This is a genomic window from Pantanalinema rosaneae CENA516, assembly GCF_050753385.1.
In the GTDB taxonomy this organism is placed as follows: domain Bacteria; phylum Cyanobacteriota; class Cyanobacteriia; order Leptolyngbyales; family Leptolyngbyaceae; genus Pantanalinema; species Pantanalinema rosaneae.
Window position 1 is genome coordinate 41,019 of record NZ_JBLZFZ010000007.1, and the last position, 14,900, is coordinate 55,918.

Consider the following 14,900-nt stretch of genomic DNA (forward strand, 5'->3'; position numbering starts at 1 on the left):
GTAGAACTTATCAATAGTTGTCTGCTACCTTCCAACTTGCTTCGTTTCGTTTGCCAGGTTGTGAGGAGTATGCATGCCCAGTCCCCAAGATACGGCCTACCCACGCTTAAAAAGTAGCTTGAGTGCCAAAGAGTTGACGTCTATCTACACACCCAGATCAGAGGAGTTGTTGCTGTCGAGTCGAGTCACGAAAAACCAGCAATCGCAGTTAGGGTTTCTGATACTGCTAAAAACCTTTCAGCGCTTGGGATATGCCGTTTCTGTGGCGGATGTACCGCTCAATATTACCCGCCATATTGCCACCGTTGCCGAGCTAAAACTCCGTCCCGACGCTTTATCTGCCTATGATGCTTCGACTAGCCGCAAGCGGCATCTGACCATTATTCGCCAATATTTGAACCTGCAAGTTTTTGGTCAGGCGGCCCGACAACAAATGAACGAAGTCATGGCGGATGCCGCACGGACTAAACACGATTTGGTGGACTTAATCAATGTGGCAATCGAAGAATTAGTTCGTCAACGATTTGAGTTACCCGCCTTCAGTACTCTGCTGAAAGCCGCTCGCCAAGCTCGCCATGAGGTGACTCAGGCACTATACCAGCAAGTGGTAAGCCACCTCACCCAAGAGGAAAGCCGCCAAATTCATCAGTTATTGGAAGCGGAAGCCACCACGCATACAACGCCCTGGCAGCAGCTCAAACAAGATTCCGGTAGACCCACCCTGACGCATTTACAGGTGTTGATTGATCGCCTCAAGTGGTTATCTTCCTTGCGCCTAGGAACAACCGTGCTCCAGAATATCCCCGATAGTAAACGGCGACATTTTGCGGCGGAAGCCCAAACCTTAGATGCCAGCGGGATGAAAGAATTGCCAGTGGCTAAACGCTACACCCTCGCGATCGCCCTGCTCAACCAACAGTATGCCCGAGTACTGGACGATTTGACGGAGATGTTTATCAAGCAGATGCAACAACTGCACCATCGCAGTAAAGCCGCCCTAGCTCAATATCGAGTTGAACAGCAATCAAACACCGATGAACTGATTGCCACCTTGCGCGATCTGGTGCTGGCTTATCACAGTGAAGGCGATATTGCGCAGCGCTTCGCCGCGATTACCACCGTCGTTGGAGACCAGAGCCAAACCCTGTTGGAACAATGTGAAGCTCATTTAACGTATGAAGGGAATAACCACCTACCCTTATTCCAAAAATTCTACAAGAGCCATCGAGCCACGCTGTTTCGGTTGCTGGAGATCTTGCCGCTGCGTTCCAGTACACAAGATTCCAGGTTGGTAGAAGCCGTTGCCTTTATCCAGTCCCAGCTGCAAAATCGCACAAAGTTCGGCAGGTGATTCTCACTGAACTTCGGCGGGTGATTCTCACAAACCTCGGCACCCCATTCCCAACGAACTTCGGCAGGTAATTCTCACAAACTTCGGCACCCCCTTTACACTCGCTGTCAACGACAAGCGGAGGTAGCGGGGATATGAAACGGAAGCAACAAGGAGGATTACTGCCTGTGGCAAAATTTCGAGAGATCTTGCGACTTCACGATCTGGGCTATAGCCAGTGCCAGATCGCCCAAAGCTGTGCGGTGGCACGCTCAACCGTGCAAGATTACATTCGTCGCGCCACTGCCAAGAACCTGAGTTATACCGAGTTGACCCAGTTGAGTGACAGTGAGGCGCAAGCGGCGCTGGGCAAAGGAAGACAGAACCCCGAACAGCGGGCGGAACCGATTGACTTTAGTGCGGTAGATGCCCAATTACAGCATAAAGGCGTGACGCTAGCTCTGCTGTGGCAGGAGGGACTGGACAAAGGACAATGGAACTGTAGCTACGCCACTTTTTGCCGCTGGTACAACCAGTGGCGGGTGCGGCACCAGTTGTCGATGCGGCAGGTGTACAAGGGAGGTGACAAGCTATTTGTGGACTACTGCGGGCTGACGGTGCCCATGCAGGACAAGGAAACCGGACAAGTGATGGCAGCCCAAATCTTTGTCGCCTGTTTGGGAGCGAGCAACTACACCTACGCCGAAGCTACACCTACGCAGGAATTACCGCACTGGATTGGGTCGCACCAGCGGGCACTAGCGTTTTTCGGTGGTGTGCCGCAGTGCATTGTGCCGGATAACCTCAAGTCCGGGGTCACCGACCCTTGTCGGTATGAACCGGGCATTAATCCGAGTTACCAGGAGTTCGCCGAGCACTATGGGGTCGCCATTATTCCGGCTCGACCGTACAAACCGCGTGACAAAGCCAAGGTCGAAAAGGCAGTGCAGGAGGTAGAACGACAAGTGCTGGCACCGTTGCGGCACGAGCAATTCAGCACACTGAGCGACCTTAATGCTGCTATTGCCCAGAGGCTGAAGGCGTTAAATGAGCGGACGATGCCCGGTTATGGGGTGTCGCGACGGGTATTGTTTGAGCAAGTAGACCAACCTGCCCTCTCTCCTTTACCGGTTCAACCCTTCACGTTTGCCCACTGGAAGACAGCGAAGGTCAACCTGGACTATCACATTGAGGTCGAAAAGCACTATTACTCCGTCCCCTATTGGTTTGTGCAGCACGAAGTGCGAGTCAAGGTGTCTGAGCAAATGGTCGAAATCTTTCACGATGGCAAGCGGATTGCTGCCCACGAACGCTGCCGCCTGCCCCATCGCCACACGACGCTACCCGACCATATGCCGCCTGAACATTGGGCCTACAAACGCCAGTCGAAAGAACGCTTTTTAGCCTGGGCGCAACAGGTCGGACGCCACACGACAAGCCAGGTGGAGGCAATGTTTGAACGCAAAGACCATGAAGAGCAGGCGTTTCGTACCGTGCGAGGTTTGCAGTCTCTAGCAACGCAGTATGGCACGGCGCGGCTGGAAGCGGCTTGTCATCGGGCGAATGTGTTTGGCATTGTCAGTTTGCGTCGCATCCGCTCCATGCTGCAAACCCAGTTGGACAAAGAACCCTTGGCGGATGACAATCCAGTCGTTCCGGTTGTTGAACATGCAAACGTCCGGGGTGCTCAGTACTATTCCTAACTATTTCTCATTGGATCAATTCTCATGATGAATCCGTCTACGATTGAACAACTCAAAGCCTTGCGCCTGGTCGGGATGCTCGAAGCCTGGAGTGAGCAACAGACCAGCAGCACTTATCACGATCTCAGTTTCGATGAACGACTAGCACTGTTGGTGGAACGTGAGCACTGGCGACGTGCCCAGCAACGGTTGCAACGCCGCATCAAGCAAGCTCAACTGACGACCACTGCCAGTTTGAATGACATTGACTTTAACGTCGCTCGTGGCTTGAGCAAGGTGAAGTTTCTGGAGTTGGCACAGGGACAATGGTTACACCAACACCTTCAATTGATCCTTGTCGGACCCACAGGTGTGGGCAAAACCTTCCTGGCTTCGGTGTTGGCAGACGCCTTCTGTCAGCAGGGACACAGTGTGCGCTACTTCAGAACCGCAGACCTCTTGTTGGAATTAAAACTTGCCAAAGCAGATGGATCATTGCCTAAGTGGAAACGACAATTAGCCACCTTCAACCTGCTCATCCTCGATGACTGGTTGCGCGATCCTCTCTCCCAGGAACAGGCACGCGATCTACTCGATCTGTTGGACGAACGCTATCGCAAAGCGGCTTGTTTGTTTGCGACCCAACTCCCCGTTTCTCAGTGGCATCAACAAATCCAAGACCCCACCCTGGCTGATGCTATGCTCGACCGCATTGTTCACGATGCGCTGAGACTGTCTCTCAAAGGAGAGTCGATGCGAAAGTTAACCAGTTCGGTTCAACCCGATACGGCTGAATATGCCATCGCCTAATTCAGCCAGAGAGGGATCATGTTATCGTTTGGAGCAAAGGTGATCTCACATGCGATCTGATCTACAACAAATTGACCGGCCGAAGCAGACGAAATTAACCCTGCCGAAGTTGGGTGAGAATCCAGTGCCGAAGTCACTGAGTTGACCCTGCCGAAGTGATGAGAATATGCACTAGTTGTCATTTCGTGCTGAGGTTGACATTTCGATCCTGATTGTCATTTCGTTGTCAACCTGACATTTTTATCCTGACTGTCGTGCTGGCTCTCCCCTTACAGCATGGTTTCAGCTTGCTCTGCTCAGTTATCGAATCACTTAACCTGAGCCAGTTGAGCTTCTGTCAGGGGCGATCTCAACGCTGATAGCGCTACTGGCTTAATTTGCTAGCCTGCCAACTTGATTGTCGCGACACCGCTATGAGCTTGACATTTAATAAGTTCTTTCTCGACCAGTTTTCTCAAGCTTATCCAGATAGCCTCAACATCCTCCAACTCAATAACGGAGCCTTTCACAAAGCGAAAGACTGGGTGATTCCAGACAACATTGTTCTGCTGTTTCAACCGCCTTATTGCCCTGAGTTGAATCCAATTGAGCGATTGTGGCAGCACTTGAAGAAGGATTTACGCTGGGCGCTGTTCAAGAACCTGACTCAACTACAAACAAAAGTGGACAATTTAATTGCCGATTTAACAACCGAATCTGTTGCTTCTCTGACTAGCTTTAGCTTTATTGTAGATGCGCTATCTGTCGCAGGCATTTTTTGATTTGGTACAGCGTTTTTCATTCTGGTGAGGCACAGTAACAGCAATGAGCGAACCAATTCCTTAGATCGCTTAGTGACACTTGAGAGAACGCTTCATCAATGGCTTTGGCAAGTTCTGGATAACTGCGTGCGCCAATCGAACGTAGAATGCTCTTAAGCTTTGAAAAGCAATTCTCGATAGGCGAAAAGTCTGGCGAGTAAGGTGGTAGGAAAATCAGCTTGGCTCCTGCCTCTTCAATCAACTTTCTGACTTCTTCACCGAGATGAATTGAGCAGTTATCCAGGATGACACAGGTCCCCTTCCACAACTTCGGAACGAGTTTCTGGGAAATGAAAGCTTCAAAGGTGAGACCATCGATTGAACCGATAAGATTGGCGTAAGTCATAACCTCTCCAAGACTAATCACACTTAGAATTGAGACTCGTTTCCCGCGTTTGTTGGGACGCCTGCCGTGTGCTCGTCTGCCTTTCGGTGACCGGGCGCGGAGTCGGGTCAACGCTAAGTCCACGCCTGATTCGTCAATAAAGATCAAGTCTTGAGCCAGAAATCCTCGAACCAGTTGCCAAAATTTGACGCGTTCGGTTTGGACTCGCTCAGTTTCTTTTTCCTCGGGGTGCAGCGTTTTTTTCTAGAACGGCAAAGCTGACTGGACTATGCCTTCAAAGGGCGCAATTTCGTAGGCGGAAGAGAAAATAGCCAACGAGTTTACTGGCTTTTGCTATCCTCTCCAGTTACCTTTGCCGTCCTAGTTTTTTTTAAGCGTTAAGTTCAGTTTCTCTAACATGCGAAACATCGTCGAGACACCAATTCGGACACCGACCCGCTGGTCTAACAAGTCACATAACTCGGCCAACGTCGCGTCATTATTCGATTCAACAATCGTTTCTAGGATCTCGAGTTGCTCAACACTTAATTTGGTCGGTGTTTGCTCAGTTCGCTGTTTAGGGGCAATCTGACCGGTTTCCCGATATTGTTTGACCAACTTTCGTACGAAACTATAAGCAACTCAAAATTGCTGAGCGATTTGACGTTGTGACGTATGACCTTCAACATAAGCATCAACAATTTTTTGTCTAAGATCGAGTGAGTATGGTTGCACCTGATTGAGAATGAAGTAAACATATTGAATTAGTATATCAAATACGCCTCACCAGACCGGAAATTGCTGTATCAATCGACGGCAGTTTGCTCAGAGATTACGCCGACTGCTGGAGTGGACCCAACGGGCAGACAACAACCTGCCGGACAAAGCCCGACAAAAACTGCTGGCTCTACCCACCAAAGTCTCTCAGTTCAACGTGACGTTCGACCAACTCCAGGCGTATCGTACCAGCAATCAGGTAGACCGTTTGATGAACTATCAAGACCGTATCCTTTATGCCATGCAGTACTTCCACGGCACCCTAGAATCTGCCAAACAGGGATTACGAGCGATGGCACTGCTGTGGAACTTTCATCCCTACACACGAAAAGTTCAGGCAATGGAGCCTCATTCGATGTCCCCCTTTGAAGACCTCAATGGGTTTCGTTATCACGATAACTGGCTTCGCAATTTCCTCATTGCCTCGTCTCTAAACGCTAGTGGGACTGGACACAAACTCCGTCAGAACTAGAAAAATTAGTAGAAAAGGAAAAGGCATCAGCGGGCATTCCAGAAAGGATTAGTCCCGTGGCAATACTACTTGTAATGGTAGCGACTTTCTTAATGTTCATAACTGGCAGATTCTACGTGAAAGCTCTGCTAAAAGGTACTTATATCATCCATGCTTTCATCCAATAAGATAGCTGTGTAGAACCTGGTTTTACAGAATCTATAAACTAGCCTTAACCTAAAATAAGAATATAAATTTAATAAAAGTAGCTATCTATATAGGTTTAATTAAGTAATTTGTTTGAATCTAAATAAGCATTTGGGCGGATACAAAGAATCTGATTATTTTTGAACTACGCAAAACAACTATCCTACCTACGTAATCTGACCTAAGTTTGCCGCATTTTGCATGACGATCTCTAGATGGCTGCTCCAACTTTTGAATGAAAAATCCCCAGTTTTTTTGTAAAGAATAGAACTTTTCTATTTGGCTTAGTTTTAGCAACTGATGTTGTTGGCGAATAGGTTTTCAGCCTCCTCAAATCTATTCGCCAACAACATCAGTACCGAACTTCTGAACACTCCATCGGGTACTTACAACAAGGTTATCAAGACACTGAATTTCAATCGGCTGAATTCGCAGCATCTCCCCAAAATCAACATCGAGTGTCGTCTTGTTGATCAACGTAAGAAGATCTTGGGGAGTGACGACATCTGCCTGAATCCGGTACCAAATACTACGTGAGTCTCCATCATCTAAGTGAGCGTATTGCAGTAAGGACTGCCAGCGATCAGGATTTTCCAGAATATGTTGAGCGATCGCAACTTCCGAACTTGCAGCAACAATGGTACAGCTATAAGCATGGATCCCTTCGGAATCAGCGTGAAGAATTGCAAAAAGTGGCATGGCTACCTACTTCTCCCGCAGGCTTGAGTGTTGTCGTTTTGCATGTTCAAAGCAGTCACCATGAAATGACAATAATCGGTGGCCCCTTTGGAATCGCCAATAAACGAGCAGTCTCCGGGCTATCAAGGATTGTTGCTGATCTACACTTCCACTGGTGACTGAGAATCTGAAGTTCTTCAGCAGCAGCACGGCTGCGGGACCAGACGTATAGACTGTCGATCCAGAAGTAGTCCGGTAAACCACACAAACTGCTCAAGCAGTCTTCTATCTCCATATTTGTGCTTGGCAGGCGAGGACCAGCAACAAAGCTGTACCATAACTCAGAATTAGCCTGCAGGTCGTCCAGAATGGTTGGAGCGTGAAGTCGCTGGGAGCCATGTTGGAGAAACAATCCGGCTACCAAGGCTTGAGGTGAGCATTCTCCCAGTGGCAGCAAGGGGTCGAATTGCGGAGAACTAAGGTTATAGGTCGTTGCGAAGTTCATTTCTTCGGTCAGGAAAACAGTTTGTTGCCAGCGGGCCATGACCAAATACTGCCCTTTTATTTGACTGGAATGATTTCTGAAATGAATTGGATAGTAAACAACATCTGAACAGCCCCACCCCTGCCGCGCTTTCACAAGCGATCTCGCGGCAGGGGCATTGGGCACTAAAATATACAGAGTATTTGCGTTCCAGCCTGTCCATAAGTCCCGTAAGCAAACTAAGGTGCCAAGATCAGCCCCCTGATTTGTTGATGGCAATCCAGGGCCCAGCAGAAAACTGTTCCAGCAGTTCAAATGGGTAGTAAGGTCGTTCAATACTCGCTGTATGATCAGTGGTGCTGAGTGATGCAGCATTAATGTCGCAATGATTTCCTGAGCAGAGCAACTGCCAAGCGGTACATCAAAACTTGTAATGCCGTTGAGCTGTAACTCGGTGAGGGAGATCTTTTGGAAAGGAAGCATGCAGAATTAGTCGTTCATCGAGATGCCACAAATATTCAAAGGGACTTTTACGGTCTGATCAAGCCATCCCTGTCGCAGCGACATCTTTTTGTAAAGTTGGTGTTTGAAAAACCAACTTTATAGTCCATTCATTTCGCACAACGCCTTCTCATTGAGCCTTGCTGCTAATCTCACTCCATAAGTGATTAGGTCTTAATTGTCTTCAAAGGAGCTGTTTGTTTTCTTGTCAAGTTGATAAATCTGAATCAGTACAGTTTCGTACCGGCCTTCATCCTGAAGGGCTTGCAAATCCTGAAAGTACTCTAAATTCTCCGGAGTTGAGTCTAATTCACCGATTTCCAAGCATTTAGTCAGGACTTGCATATGCGCTTCACAGAGTCGTTTCTGCTCTGCGGTAATCCAATTCATCAAACAACTCTGTACCTTGACGGCTCGATTCAATGATATCCATTGGTGCAATAGGATCCATTTATTGATGCCTAATCCTTGTGCAAGCAATCGGACTACCCACTTATACCGCTTACAAGGGAATGCTAATGACCTCATCGTTTCATTCTTAATCCAGAAAGATGACTGTTGTTAACATTGGAGCAATCTGCCATTTTTTGCAATTAATCTCTGTCGGCACGACATGCGTGTTTACTGATCAGGTCTTTGTGAGCCAGATACTGCAGATCATTCACCATCTATTCCGAATTCTCCTGAAGTCCGCACCACTCATCTAACAACTCCCGTGGAATGCGATCGCTGTTACGCCAAAAGAAGTCGATCGTTGCTAATCGTCGCTGATACGGCTCAGGAGCAGGACGGCTACCTGCCCCACGACTGAACCAATGAGCTACGGTATCTCGACTCACACCTGTAAGCCGAGCAATAGCCGGGTAATCAAGATCCCACCTTTGAAGGAATGTGGATGGAGTCATAGATGGTGGGCAATCTTTATACCGCTCGAATAGCTGCCACTGGCGATCGTCGGGATACATCATGCCTTCTCCTCTACCCTTGCAGTAAATGGGTATGGGTCGCAAGCAGTTCCAAATCCTCCTCAAAGGCCCAGTCTGCTGCACAGTCTAACCGAGAGGGGCTATTGTCATCCAGGGCAATTAAATAGTGGTAACCATGAGCAACTACGCTGACACTGTGGGCATAGCTGAGCCCAACGATCGTGCCATAGCCATGACTGGGAACTTGTGTCCACACGACTGTTTGCCCAATCTGGAATTTAGGAATAGCAACCGGTTTGGGTAGAGACACAGCTAGCTGGATGGGGGTGAGAATTAATCGTGAATCTGAGTGAGTCGATCGGGAGGTAGGAACGGTTTGATTGAAGTGGTTCTGGCTCATAAATAGTCGCAACAAAACTGTTTGCTATTAAAGCCTGCACTTGCTACCCTAGAGTGGATACCCGCCAAATTCCTGTCGGAGCAACAAGCTACTTGTCGATCTGACAACTTTTATCGCAATCGTTCTTCAACTTATTGCCAAAGCTGCCTCCAGATGTGGACGGAGTCAGTATTCCTTAAGAGGAAGTCGGCGATCGCCAACAATTTCTGATAACTGGCAGCAGGCGATCGCCGCCCAGTTCCTGTACTAAACCAATGCTCAACAGTTGAGATTGAACAACAGCAGATTTGGGCGATCTGGTGATAACTGACTGTCCATCGAGCCGCAAAATCATCCGGAGAGAGCAACGGTAGAGCTAAAAACTGCTCCATTAGTTGAATTTGGGCATCACTCAATCGCATTAGCTTCTCCAGATTCCACTAATGCTAAATCCGCTTCAAACCCGTCATCAGTCTTGCAGTATTCAAAGGAAGGACTATCGGGGTCAAGGCGGACAGTATAGTGCCATCCCAGTCCTTCCACACTACCTTCCGTTCCATAGAATCGCTTAACCACCACTCCGAAGTCTTGGGTAGTGACGCGGAACCAATAGACGCGATCGCCCAAATCAAACTTGGGGATTGGCAGGGAGGCAGAAATTCTCTGGGCTGCCACATCATTTAAGGCAGAGTCTAATCCTTGCTGCATAAGTTTGCACAAAATGAAGGTTCTACTCATTATGGTACAAATGTCCTAATGCGGCAAAAATATTTTTGCCGCATTTAGCAATTTCGTCAAATTGCCATGCGAAAATTGGCCTACTCAAGGGTTTTGGTTGACTATGGATAGTGAAGAGAAAAGGGATATTCGTGGTAGACTACCGCGCTCAAAGAAGATCGCGTTGGATGTCGCTTGTGCCAAACGCGAAATGAGTCAGCAGCAAGGGGTTGAGGAGGCGATCGAATTTTGGCTAGGAATTCAAGATCAGGTTGAGGTGCTAATCGAGAAATGTGAATCGATGGGAATTGACCCAGAAACCGCTTTACAGCAAGCTGTAGCCTCGTGGCTAGAGAAACATCACTAGGCAGCACTGATAAAATTGTCAGAACTGAGGATTCAAAGAGACTGTTCAAGATTTTGTGTAAGCGGTCTAAAATCCCCGTAATTCAGGAGACCGCATCATGGCACGGAAGAAAAAAGAGCCCAACCGCGTGAATGAGATACTCGATGAGTTGTTGGCAGATTGCCAGACCCCAGAAGATAGTTTGGGTGAATTGGGTTTGCTCAAACAACTGAGCAAACGGCTGATTGAACAAGCGTTGGCTGGGGAGTTGAACCACCATCTCAAGGGTGAACAGGAGATTGAGCTTGACGCCCTAAACTCAGAGAGCTTACCCCGTGGCCATAGCCGCAACGGCTACTCGAAAAAGACCATCCAGTCAGACCACAGGGAGATGGACTTGGCAATCCCACGAGATCGGAACGGCGAGTTTGAACCCGTTCTGGTGCCCAAGCACCAGCGCCGATTGGCTGGGCTTGATGAGAAGATTCTGGTGCTATAGGCGCGGGGGCTGAGCACCTGACACAACCGCAATTGATTGACCCGTTAGACCTGAATCCAATGTTGATTAAATCTCATCCCAATTACGAAAGCCGACATTCCTACGGTATCATAGCCGCTTCATCCGGTTCGGAGTCTTGCTTTAAGTAAGTTATGTCTATAACGAACCGTAGCTACTGATGCTGCATTAAACGGTTTATTTCTGCGATTCACAAAGCCCTGCTGATTTAATTCGGCAGCGATCTCAGCATCCGTTTTTCCATCCATCAAAGAACGGATCTCTTCAACGACGTGGTTAGAGTTGCATTCATGATCCCTCAATAAATTATATTTAAGTCGAATTCTTCGGATATTGTCTTTTGTAAAGGGGTTCTTGGCTCGATTCACAAAGCCCTGTTGATTTAATTGATCAGCAATTTCAGCATCCGTTTTCTCATTCATTAGCTCTTGAATTTGTTTACTAAGAGAAGTGAGAGATTGCCCGGAATATTTAGGCAGGTCATAAACGTGGCGAATCCAACGTACTCCACCTTCTGTGAACCGCTTCTTAGCTCCATTTGCAAAGCCTCCTTGATTCAACTCATCAGCAATTTCAGCATCCGTTTTATCCTTGATTAAGAACCGAATTTTCTCAACCACATGCGGTGAGATCTGGGATGAGTTTTCTCTGATTAAATTATGGTGGTGTCGGATTTTATTGATCGCTGATTTTGTGAATGGTTTATTTCTTTGATTCAAAAAGCCTCGTTGATTGAGTTCATTCGCAATCTCAGTATCTGTTTTCTCATTCATTAAGGCGCGAATTTCTTCAATGACAGCATCGGAGAATTGGCTCGAAGATTTAGGTAAATTGTAGGTTTGCCGAAGTTGATAGACTGTCTTTTCCGTAAATGGCTTCCTTGCTCCACTTACAAACCCCCGTTGATTTAATTGATCAGCAATTTCGGCATCCGTTTTTTCATTAACTAAAGACCGAATCTCCTCAATGATAGAATCGGAGGTTTTTCGGGGATTCACTCTACATATATTGTAGGTACGACGGGCTTCAGAAACTATCCTTGCTGTAAAGGGCTTCCTGGTTCCAGTGACAAAACCCCGCCGATTCAATTCATGCGCAATTTCGACATCAGATTTACCGGCTATTGCTAAAGACCGAATTTCATCAATAGTCTGAAGAGAGGGTTTACGTGCATTCCCTTTAGGTAGATTATATCTCTGCCGAATAAGACGTACAGCTTCTGCTGTAAAGGGTTTCCTGGTTCCAGTGACAAAACCCCGCTGATTCAATTCATGTGCAATTTCAGCGTTAGTTTTTTCATCGATCAAGGAACGAATCTGTTCAATGAGAAAATCGGGAGTTCTATGTGAATATTTAGGCAGGTTATTTTGATGGCGAATACGAAACACAGCTGCTTCTGTAAAGGGATTCTTAGCTCCAGTGACAAAGCCCCGCTGATTCAATTCATTCGCAATTTCGGCATCAGATTTACCGACTATCACTAGAGACCGAACTTCCTCAATAATTTGAGGAGAGGTTTTGCGTACATTACCTTTCGGTATATTATATTTCTGTCTTATGAAATATACAGCTGTCTTTGTAAAGGGTTTCCTTACCCCCGTGACAAAACCCTGCTGATTCAATTCATTTGCAATTTCGGCATCAGTTCTTTCACTACTTAAGAACCGAATCTGCTCAATAAGAAAATCAGGAGTTTTATCTAGACGCGGCTTTTTTGTACGAGCAATCGTAAACTCAGTTACTGCTCCAGTATGCCAAAGAACCTTGATGTGTGTTTTTCGCTCAGGCTCCTGAATAGACTCAAGTAGAACTTGCTTAATGAGTAACCGCAGAAGCTCTTTTCGTTCTTGAATTGTTGTTGTCGGGCTATTCCAGTAGCTCGGTAGGTCTTGAGCTAAGCGCAGAATGTGTTGCTTCTGCTCGGCAGACAATTTAAGTTTTTCCTTCGATTTGGCTTGTTCATAACTCTGTTCAAGATCCTTAAGTTGCTGAGCGGCATCATCCCATTCCTGGCTCAAGATGGAACAAACATGAGTATGCTCACGATTTGCCATTTTGTAATACCATTCTGCCTGCTCTACCGCTTCCTCAGCTTTCTGTAACTTAATCTGCCACAAGCGTTCCTCCTGGTTGAATTCCTGTTCAAATTTATCAAGAATTGCTAAAGAGAAATCTAGCTCTTCTTCATTAACAAGTTCTAAAACATGGTTTGTTATTGCCTGATCAATCGCATCTGCTGGAATTCTGGCACAATATTGGCAACCTTCTGTGATTTGGCGTAAACTACAAATATAAGAAGTAAGATTTTTTTTCTTTCCTTCCTTGTAGCGAGTAAACATTCTACGCCCGCAGCTACCACATAAGACAATGCCTTGTAACAAAGCTGCCCCTTCCCTAGCAGGACCGCTATGACCATTGGGAGTGAACTTGGTAGTGTTTTGAGCTAGCAGTTGTTCGTTTTGTAGAAATTCTTCCCAACTAATATAGGCTGGGTGAGCATCAAGAAATATATGTTTCCATTCTTTACGAGGTAAGCGTTTCCTCGTTTTACGAGGCTTGCCTAATTCAAACACTACATCAACTTTAGTTCGACCATGAACATAGGTACCCGCATAAATGGGGTTTTTTAGCATTCCCGACAGGTAGCTTGCAGTCATGGGCTTCCATTCTATAATATGTTCACTTGATGTTTTCTTCACTGGAACTAAAATTTTTTGCTCATTAAAAAACTTCAGAACTTTCCAAGAAGAACCAAGTTCGCGGAATTTTTTATGAATGAACAGGATCATTTCTTGAACTTTCACATCTGGATCAAACTCTAGTTTTCCCAGTGCATTATATTTATAGCCAGTAGCAACATAGTGCCGCAATTCACCCCTTGCCGCCATACTTTGCCTAGCTTGGAGTGTTCGTTGAGTGATCTGGTGATGTTCTATTTGGCTGAAAGTACCTTTCATCCCTAGAACAAGCTGATCATTTATATCCCTTGGATCGTAGACCGCCTCTGTATCAATGACTAAAGTGTTGGTGTAAGCAGCAATTTCAAGAATAAATAGCCATGACGCTTGAGAACGAGTAGCTCGAGATGCTTCTGTAACAAAGATGGCACCCGCTTGCCCTTGAGCAATCATGTGTTGCATTTTTTGAAAAGCCTCTAGGTTATAAGAGAATCGGCCACTCTTACCGAGGTCTTCATCGAGCACCAAGACCTTTGATGGCTGCCAACCGTATCTTTCAGCAAGTTTTGCCAGTGAGTACTGCAGCGCTGTACTTTCGCGGTTGTTCTTGACTTGCTGTGGAGTAGACTGCCTCAAATAAACAATCGCAATACGGTCTAGATGCTCAGGATGAATTTTAGAATGAGATTCCATAGCTTACTAACTTCCGTTTCAAGGATTTGTTTTGAGCACATATGATGTGTAGCGGAGCAGCATGAGAGGGAGTAGTGTTAGCTTGATGATTCATCAAGATTTCCTGCTTCCACTGATTCATGAGTGCTGTGTGGAGTTTCTTCGCCACTTGTCCCAGTGGGTGCTTGCAGACAGTCTGAGGGGTCGAGCATCTTGCTGATCAGATGTGTAACCAGATTGACTAATCTTTCAAAATGCCCATCTGATTTGGAGGGGAAATAACTATTGTTTTTGGGGGGGAGCATGGTACTACTTTTTACTGGCAATCTCTCAATTTTGAGCGTTCAGTAACCAGTAGTACCGCCTCTTAATTAAAACCTGTCGACGCGACAGATATAATTTGAGCTAATTGCAATAGCTTTTCTATGTCAAAAAGGCTTATGGGATTGGAATTCAATCTCTCGCACGGCAAATTGATGTCGGCAAGTGAGACGGAGAAATAGCCCCCATCCGGGTGATTCACAATGATCTGTAGAAACTCATCAGAGCCTTGTAAACGCCGGACATGGCGAACAGACAATGATTGACCATAGAGAGGATGGATTGGATTGGTAATCGTT

15 protein-coding genes and 1 pseudogene are annotated in these 14,900 nt (G+C 46.7%); 7 read left to right on the forward strand and 9 right to left on the reverse strand.

What is annotated here, in order from left to right:
* The first annotated feature begins 73 nt into the window (after positions 1 to 73).
* From ACN4EK_RS05485 to ACN4EK_RS05500, 4 genes are all read left to right on the forward strand, one after another.
* The gene (locus ACN4EK_RS05485; protein WP_431656491.1) at positions 74 to 1,351 is read left to right on the forward strand and encodes a DUF4158 domain-containing protein; all 1,278 of its coding nucleotides are present in this window, start codon (positions 74 to 76) and stop codon (positions 1,349 to 1,351) included.
* A gap of 134 nt (positions 1,352 to 1,485) precedes the next feature.
* Positions 1,486 to 3,033 (forward strand): IS21 family transposase, encoded by a 1,548-nt coding sequence (istA, locus tag ACN4EK_RS05490; protein WP_431656492.1) that lies wholly within the window; start codon positions 1,486 to 1,488, stop codon positions 3,031 to 3,033.
* A gap of 24 nt (positions 3,034 to 3,057) precedes the next feature.
* Positions 3,058 to 3,822, forward strand: a complete 765-nt coding sequence (gene istB, locus ACN4EK_RS05495) for an IS21-like element helper ATPase IstB (RefSeq protein WP_431656493.1) — start codon at positions 3,058 to 3,060, stop codon at positions 3,820 to 3,822.
* A gap of 413 nt (positions 3,823 to 4,235) precedes the next feature.
* On the forward strand, positions 4,236 to 4,583 hold the full coding sequence (locus ACN4EK_RS05500) for a transposase (RefSeq protein ID WP_431656494.1): 348 nt from the start codon (positions 4,236 to 4,238) through the stop codon (positions 4,581 to 4,583).
* A gap of 16 nt (positions 4,584 to 4,599) precedes the next feature.
* On the opposite strand, the gene ACN4EK_RS05505 is transcribed toward ACN4EK_RS05500, so the two are convergent.
* Positions 4,600 to 5,202: an IS630 family transposase gene (locus ACN4EK_RS05505; RefSeq protein ID WP_431656617.1), complete on the reverse strand. Its 603-nt coding sequence runs from the start codon at positions 5,200 to 5,202 to the stop codon at positions 4,600 to 4,602.
* Between the two features lie 679 nt (positions 5,203 to 5,881).
* On the opposite strand from ACN4EK_RS05505, the gene ACN4EK_RS05510 reads away from it, so the two are divergent.
* Positions 5,882 to 6,196 carry a hypothetical protein gene (locus tag ACN4EK_RS05510; RefSeq protein WP_431656495.1) on the forward strand — a complete coding sequence of 105 codons (315 nt, stop codon included), beginning with the start codon at positions 5,882 to 5,884 and terminating at the stop codon, positions 6,194 to 6,196.
* 522 nt (positions 6,197 to 6,718) lie between these two features.
* Here the strand turns inward: ACN4EK_RS05510 and ACN4EK_RS05515 are convergent.
* From ACN4EK_RS05515 to ACN4EK_RS05545, 7 genes are all read right to left on the reverse strand, one after another.
* Positions 6,719 to 7,081, reverse strand: coding sequence for a hypothetical protein (locus ACN4EK_RS05515; RefSeq protein ID WP_431656496.1), 363 nt, complete (start codon positions 7,079 to 7,081; stop codon positions 6,719 to 6,721).
* Positions 7,082 to 7,136: 55 nt separating this feature from the next.
* Positions 7,137 to 8,027: a hypothetical protein gene (locus ACN4EK_RS05520; RefSeq protein WP_431656497.1), complete on the reverse strand. Its 891-nt coding sequence runs from the start codon at positions 8,025 to 8,027 to the stop codon at positions 7,137 to 7,139.
* Positions 8,028 to 8,219: 192 nt separating this feature from the next.
* Positions 8,220 to 8,435: a hypothetical protein gene (locus tag ACN4EK_RS05525; RefSeq protein ID WP_431656498.1), complete on the reverse strand. Its 216-nt coding sequence runs from the start codon at positions 8,433 to 8,435 to the stop codon at positions 8,220 to 8,222.
* Between the two features lie 278 nt (positions 8,436 to 8,713).
* Positions 8,714 to 9,013, reverse strand: coding sequence for a hypothetical protein (locus ACN4EK_RS05530; RefSeq protein ID WP_431656499.1), 300 nt, complete (start codon positions 9,011 to 9,013; stop codon positions 8,714 to 8,716).
* Between the two features lie 10 nt (positions 9,014 to 9,023).
* Positions 9,024 to 9,371: a hypothetical protein gene (locus ACN4EK_RS05535; protein WP_431656500.1), complete on the reverse strand. Its 348-nt coding sequence runs from the start codon at positions 9,369 to 9,371 to the stop codon at positions 9,024 to 9,026.
* 131 nt (positions 9,372 to 9,502) lie between these two features.
* The gene (locus ACN4EK_RS05540) at positions 9,503 to 9,772 is read right to left on the reverse strand and encodes a hypothetical protein (protein ID WP_431656501.1); all 270 of its coding nucleotides are present in this window, start codon (positions 9,770 to 9,772) and stop codon (positions 9,503 to 9,505) included.
* The gene (locus tag ACN4EK_RS05545) at positions 9,759 to 10,058 is read right to left on the reverse strand and encodes a hypothetical protein (RefSeq protein ID WP_431656502.1); all 300 of its coding nucleotides are present in this window, start codon (positions 10,056 to 10,058) and stop codon (positions 9,759 to 9,761) included. The genes ACN4EK_RS05540 and ACN4EK_RS05545 overlap by 14 nt, the downstream gene beginning before the upstream one ends.
* Before the next feature lie 133 nt (positions 10,059 to 10,191).
* Between ACN4EK_RS05545 and ACN4EK_RS05550 the strand changes: the two genes are divergently transcribed.
* Positions 10,192 to 10,434 (forward strand): hypothetical protein, encoded by a 243-nt coding sequence (locus ACN4EK_RS05550; protein WP_431656503.1) that lies wholly within the window; start codon positions 10,192 to 10,194, stop codon positions 10,432 to 10,434.
* Between the two features lie 97 nt (positions 10,435 to 10,531).
* Positions 10,532 to 10,909 (forward strand): annotated as a pseudogene (locus ACN4EK_RS05555) (transposase); the annotation flags it as partial.
* A gap of 122 nt (positions 10,910 to 11,031) precedes the next feature.
* Here the strand turns inward: ACN4EK_RS05555 and ACN4EK_RS05560 are convergent.
* Positions 11,032 to 14,301 carry a recombinase family protein gene (locus ACN4EK_RS05560; protein WP_431656504.1) on the reverse strand — a complete coding sequence of 1,090 codons (3,270 nt, stop codon included), beginning with the start codon at positions 14,299 to 14,301 and terminating at the stop codon, positions 11,032 to 11,034.
* Between the last annotated feature and the right edge of the window lie 599 nt (positions 14,302 to 14,900).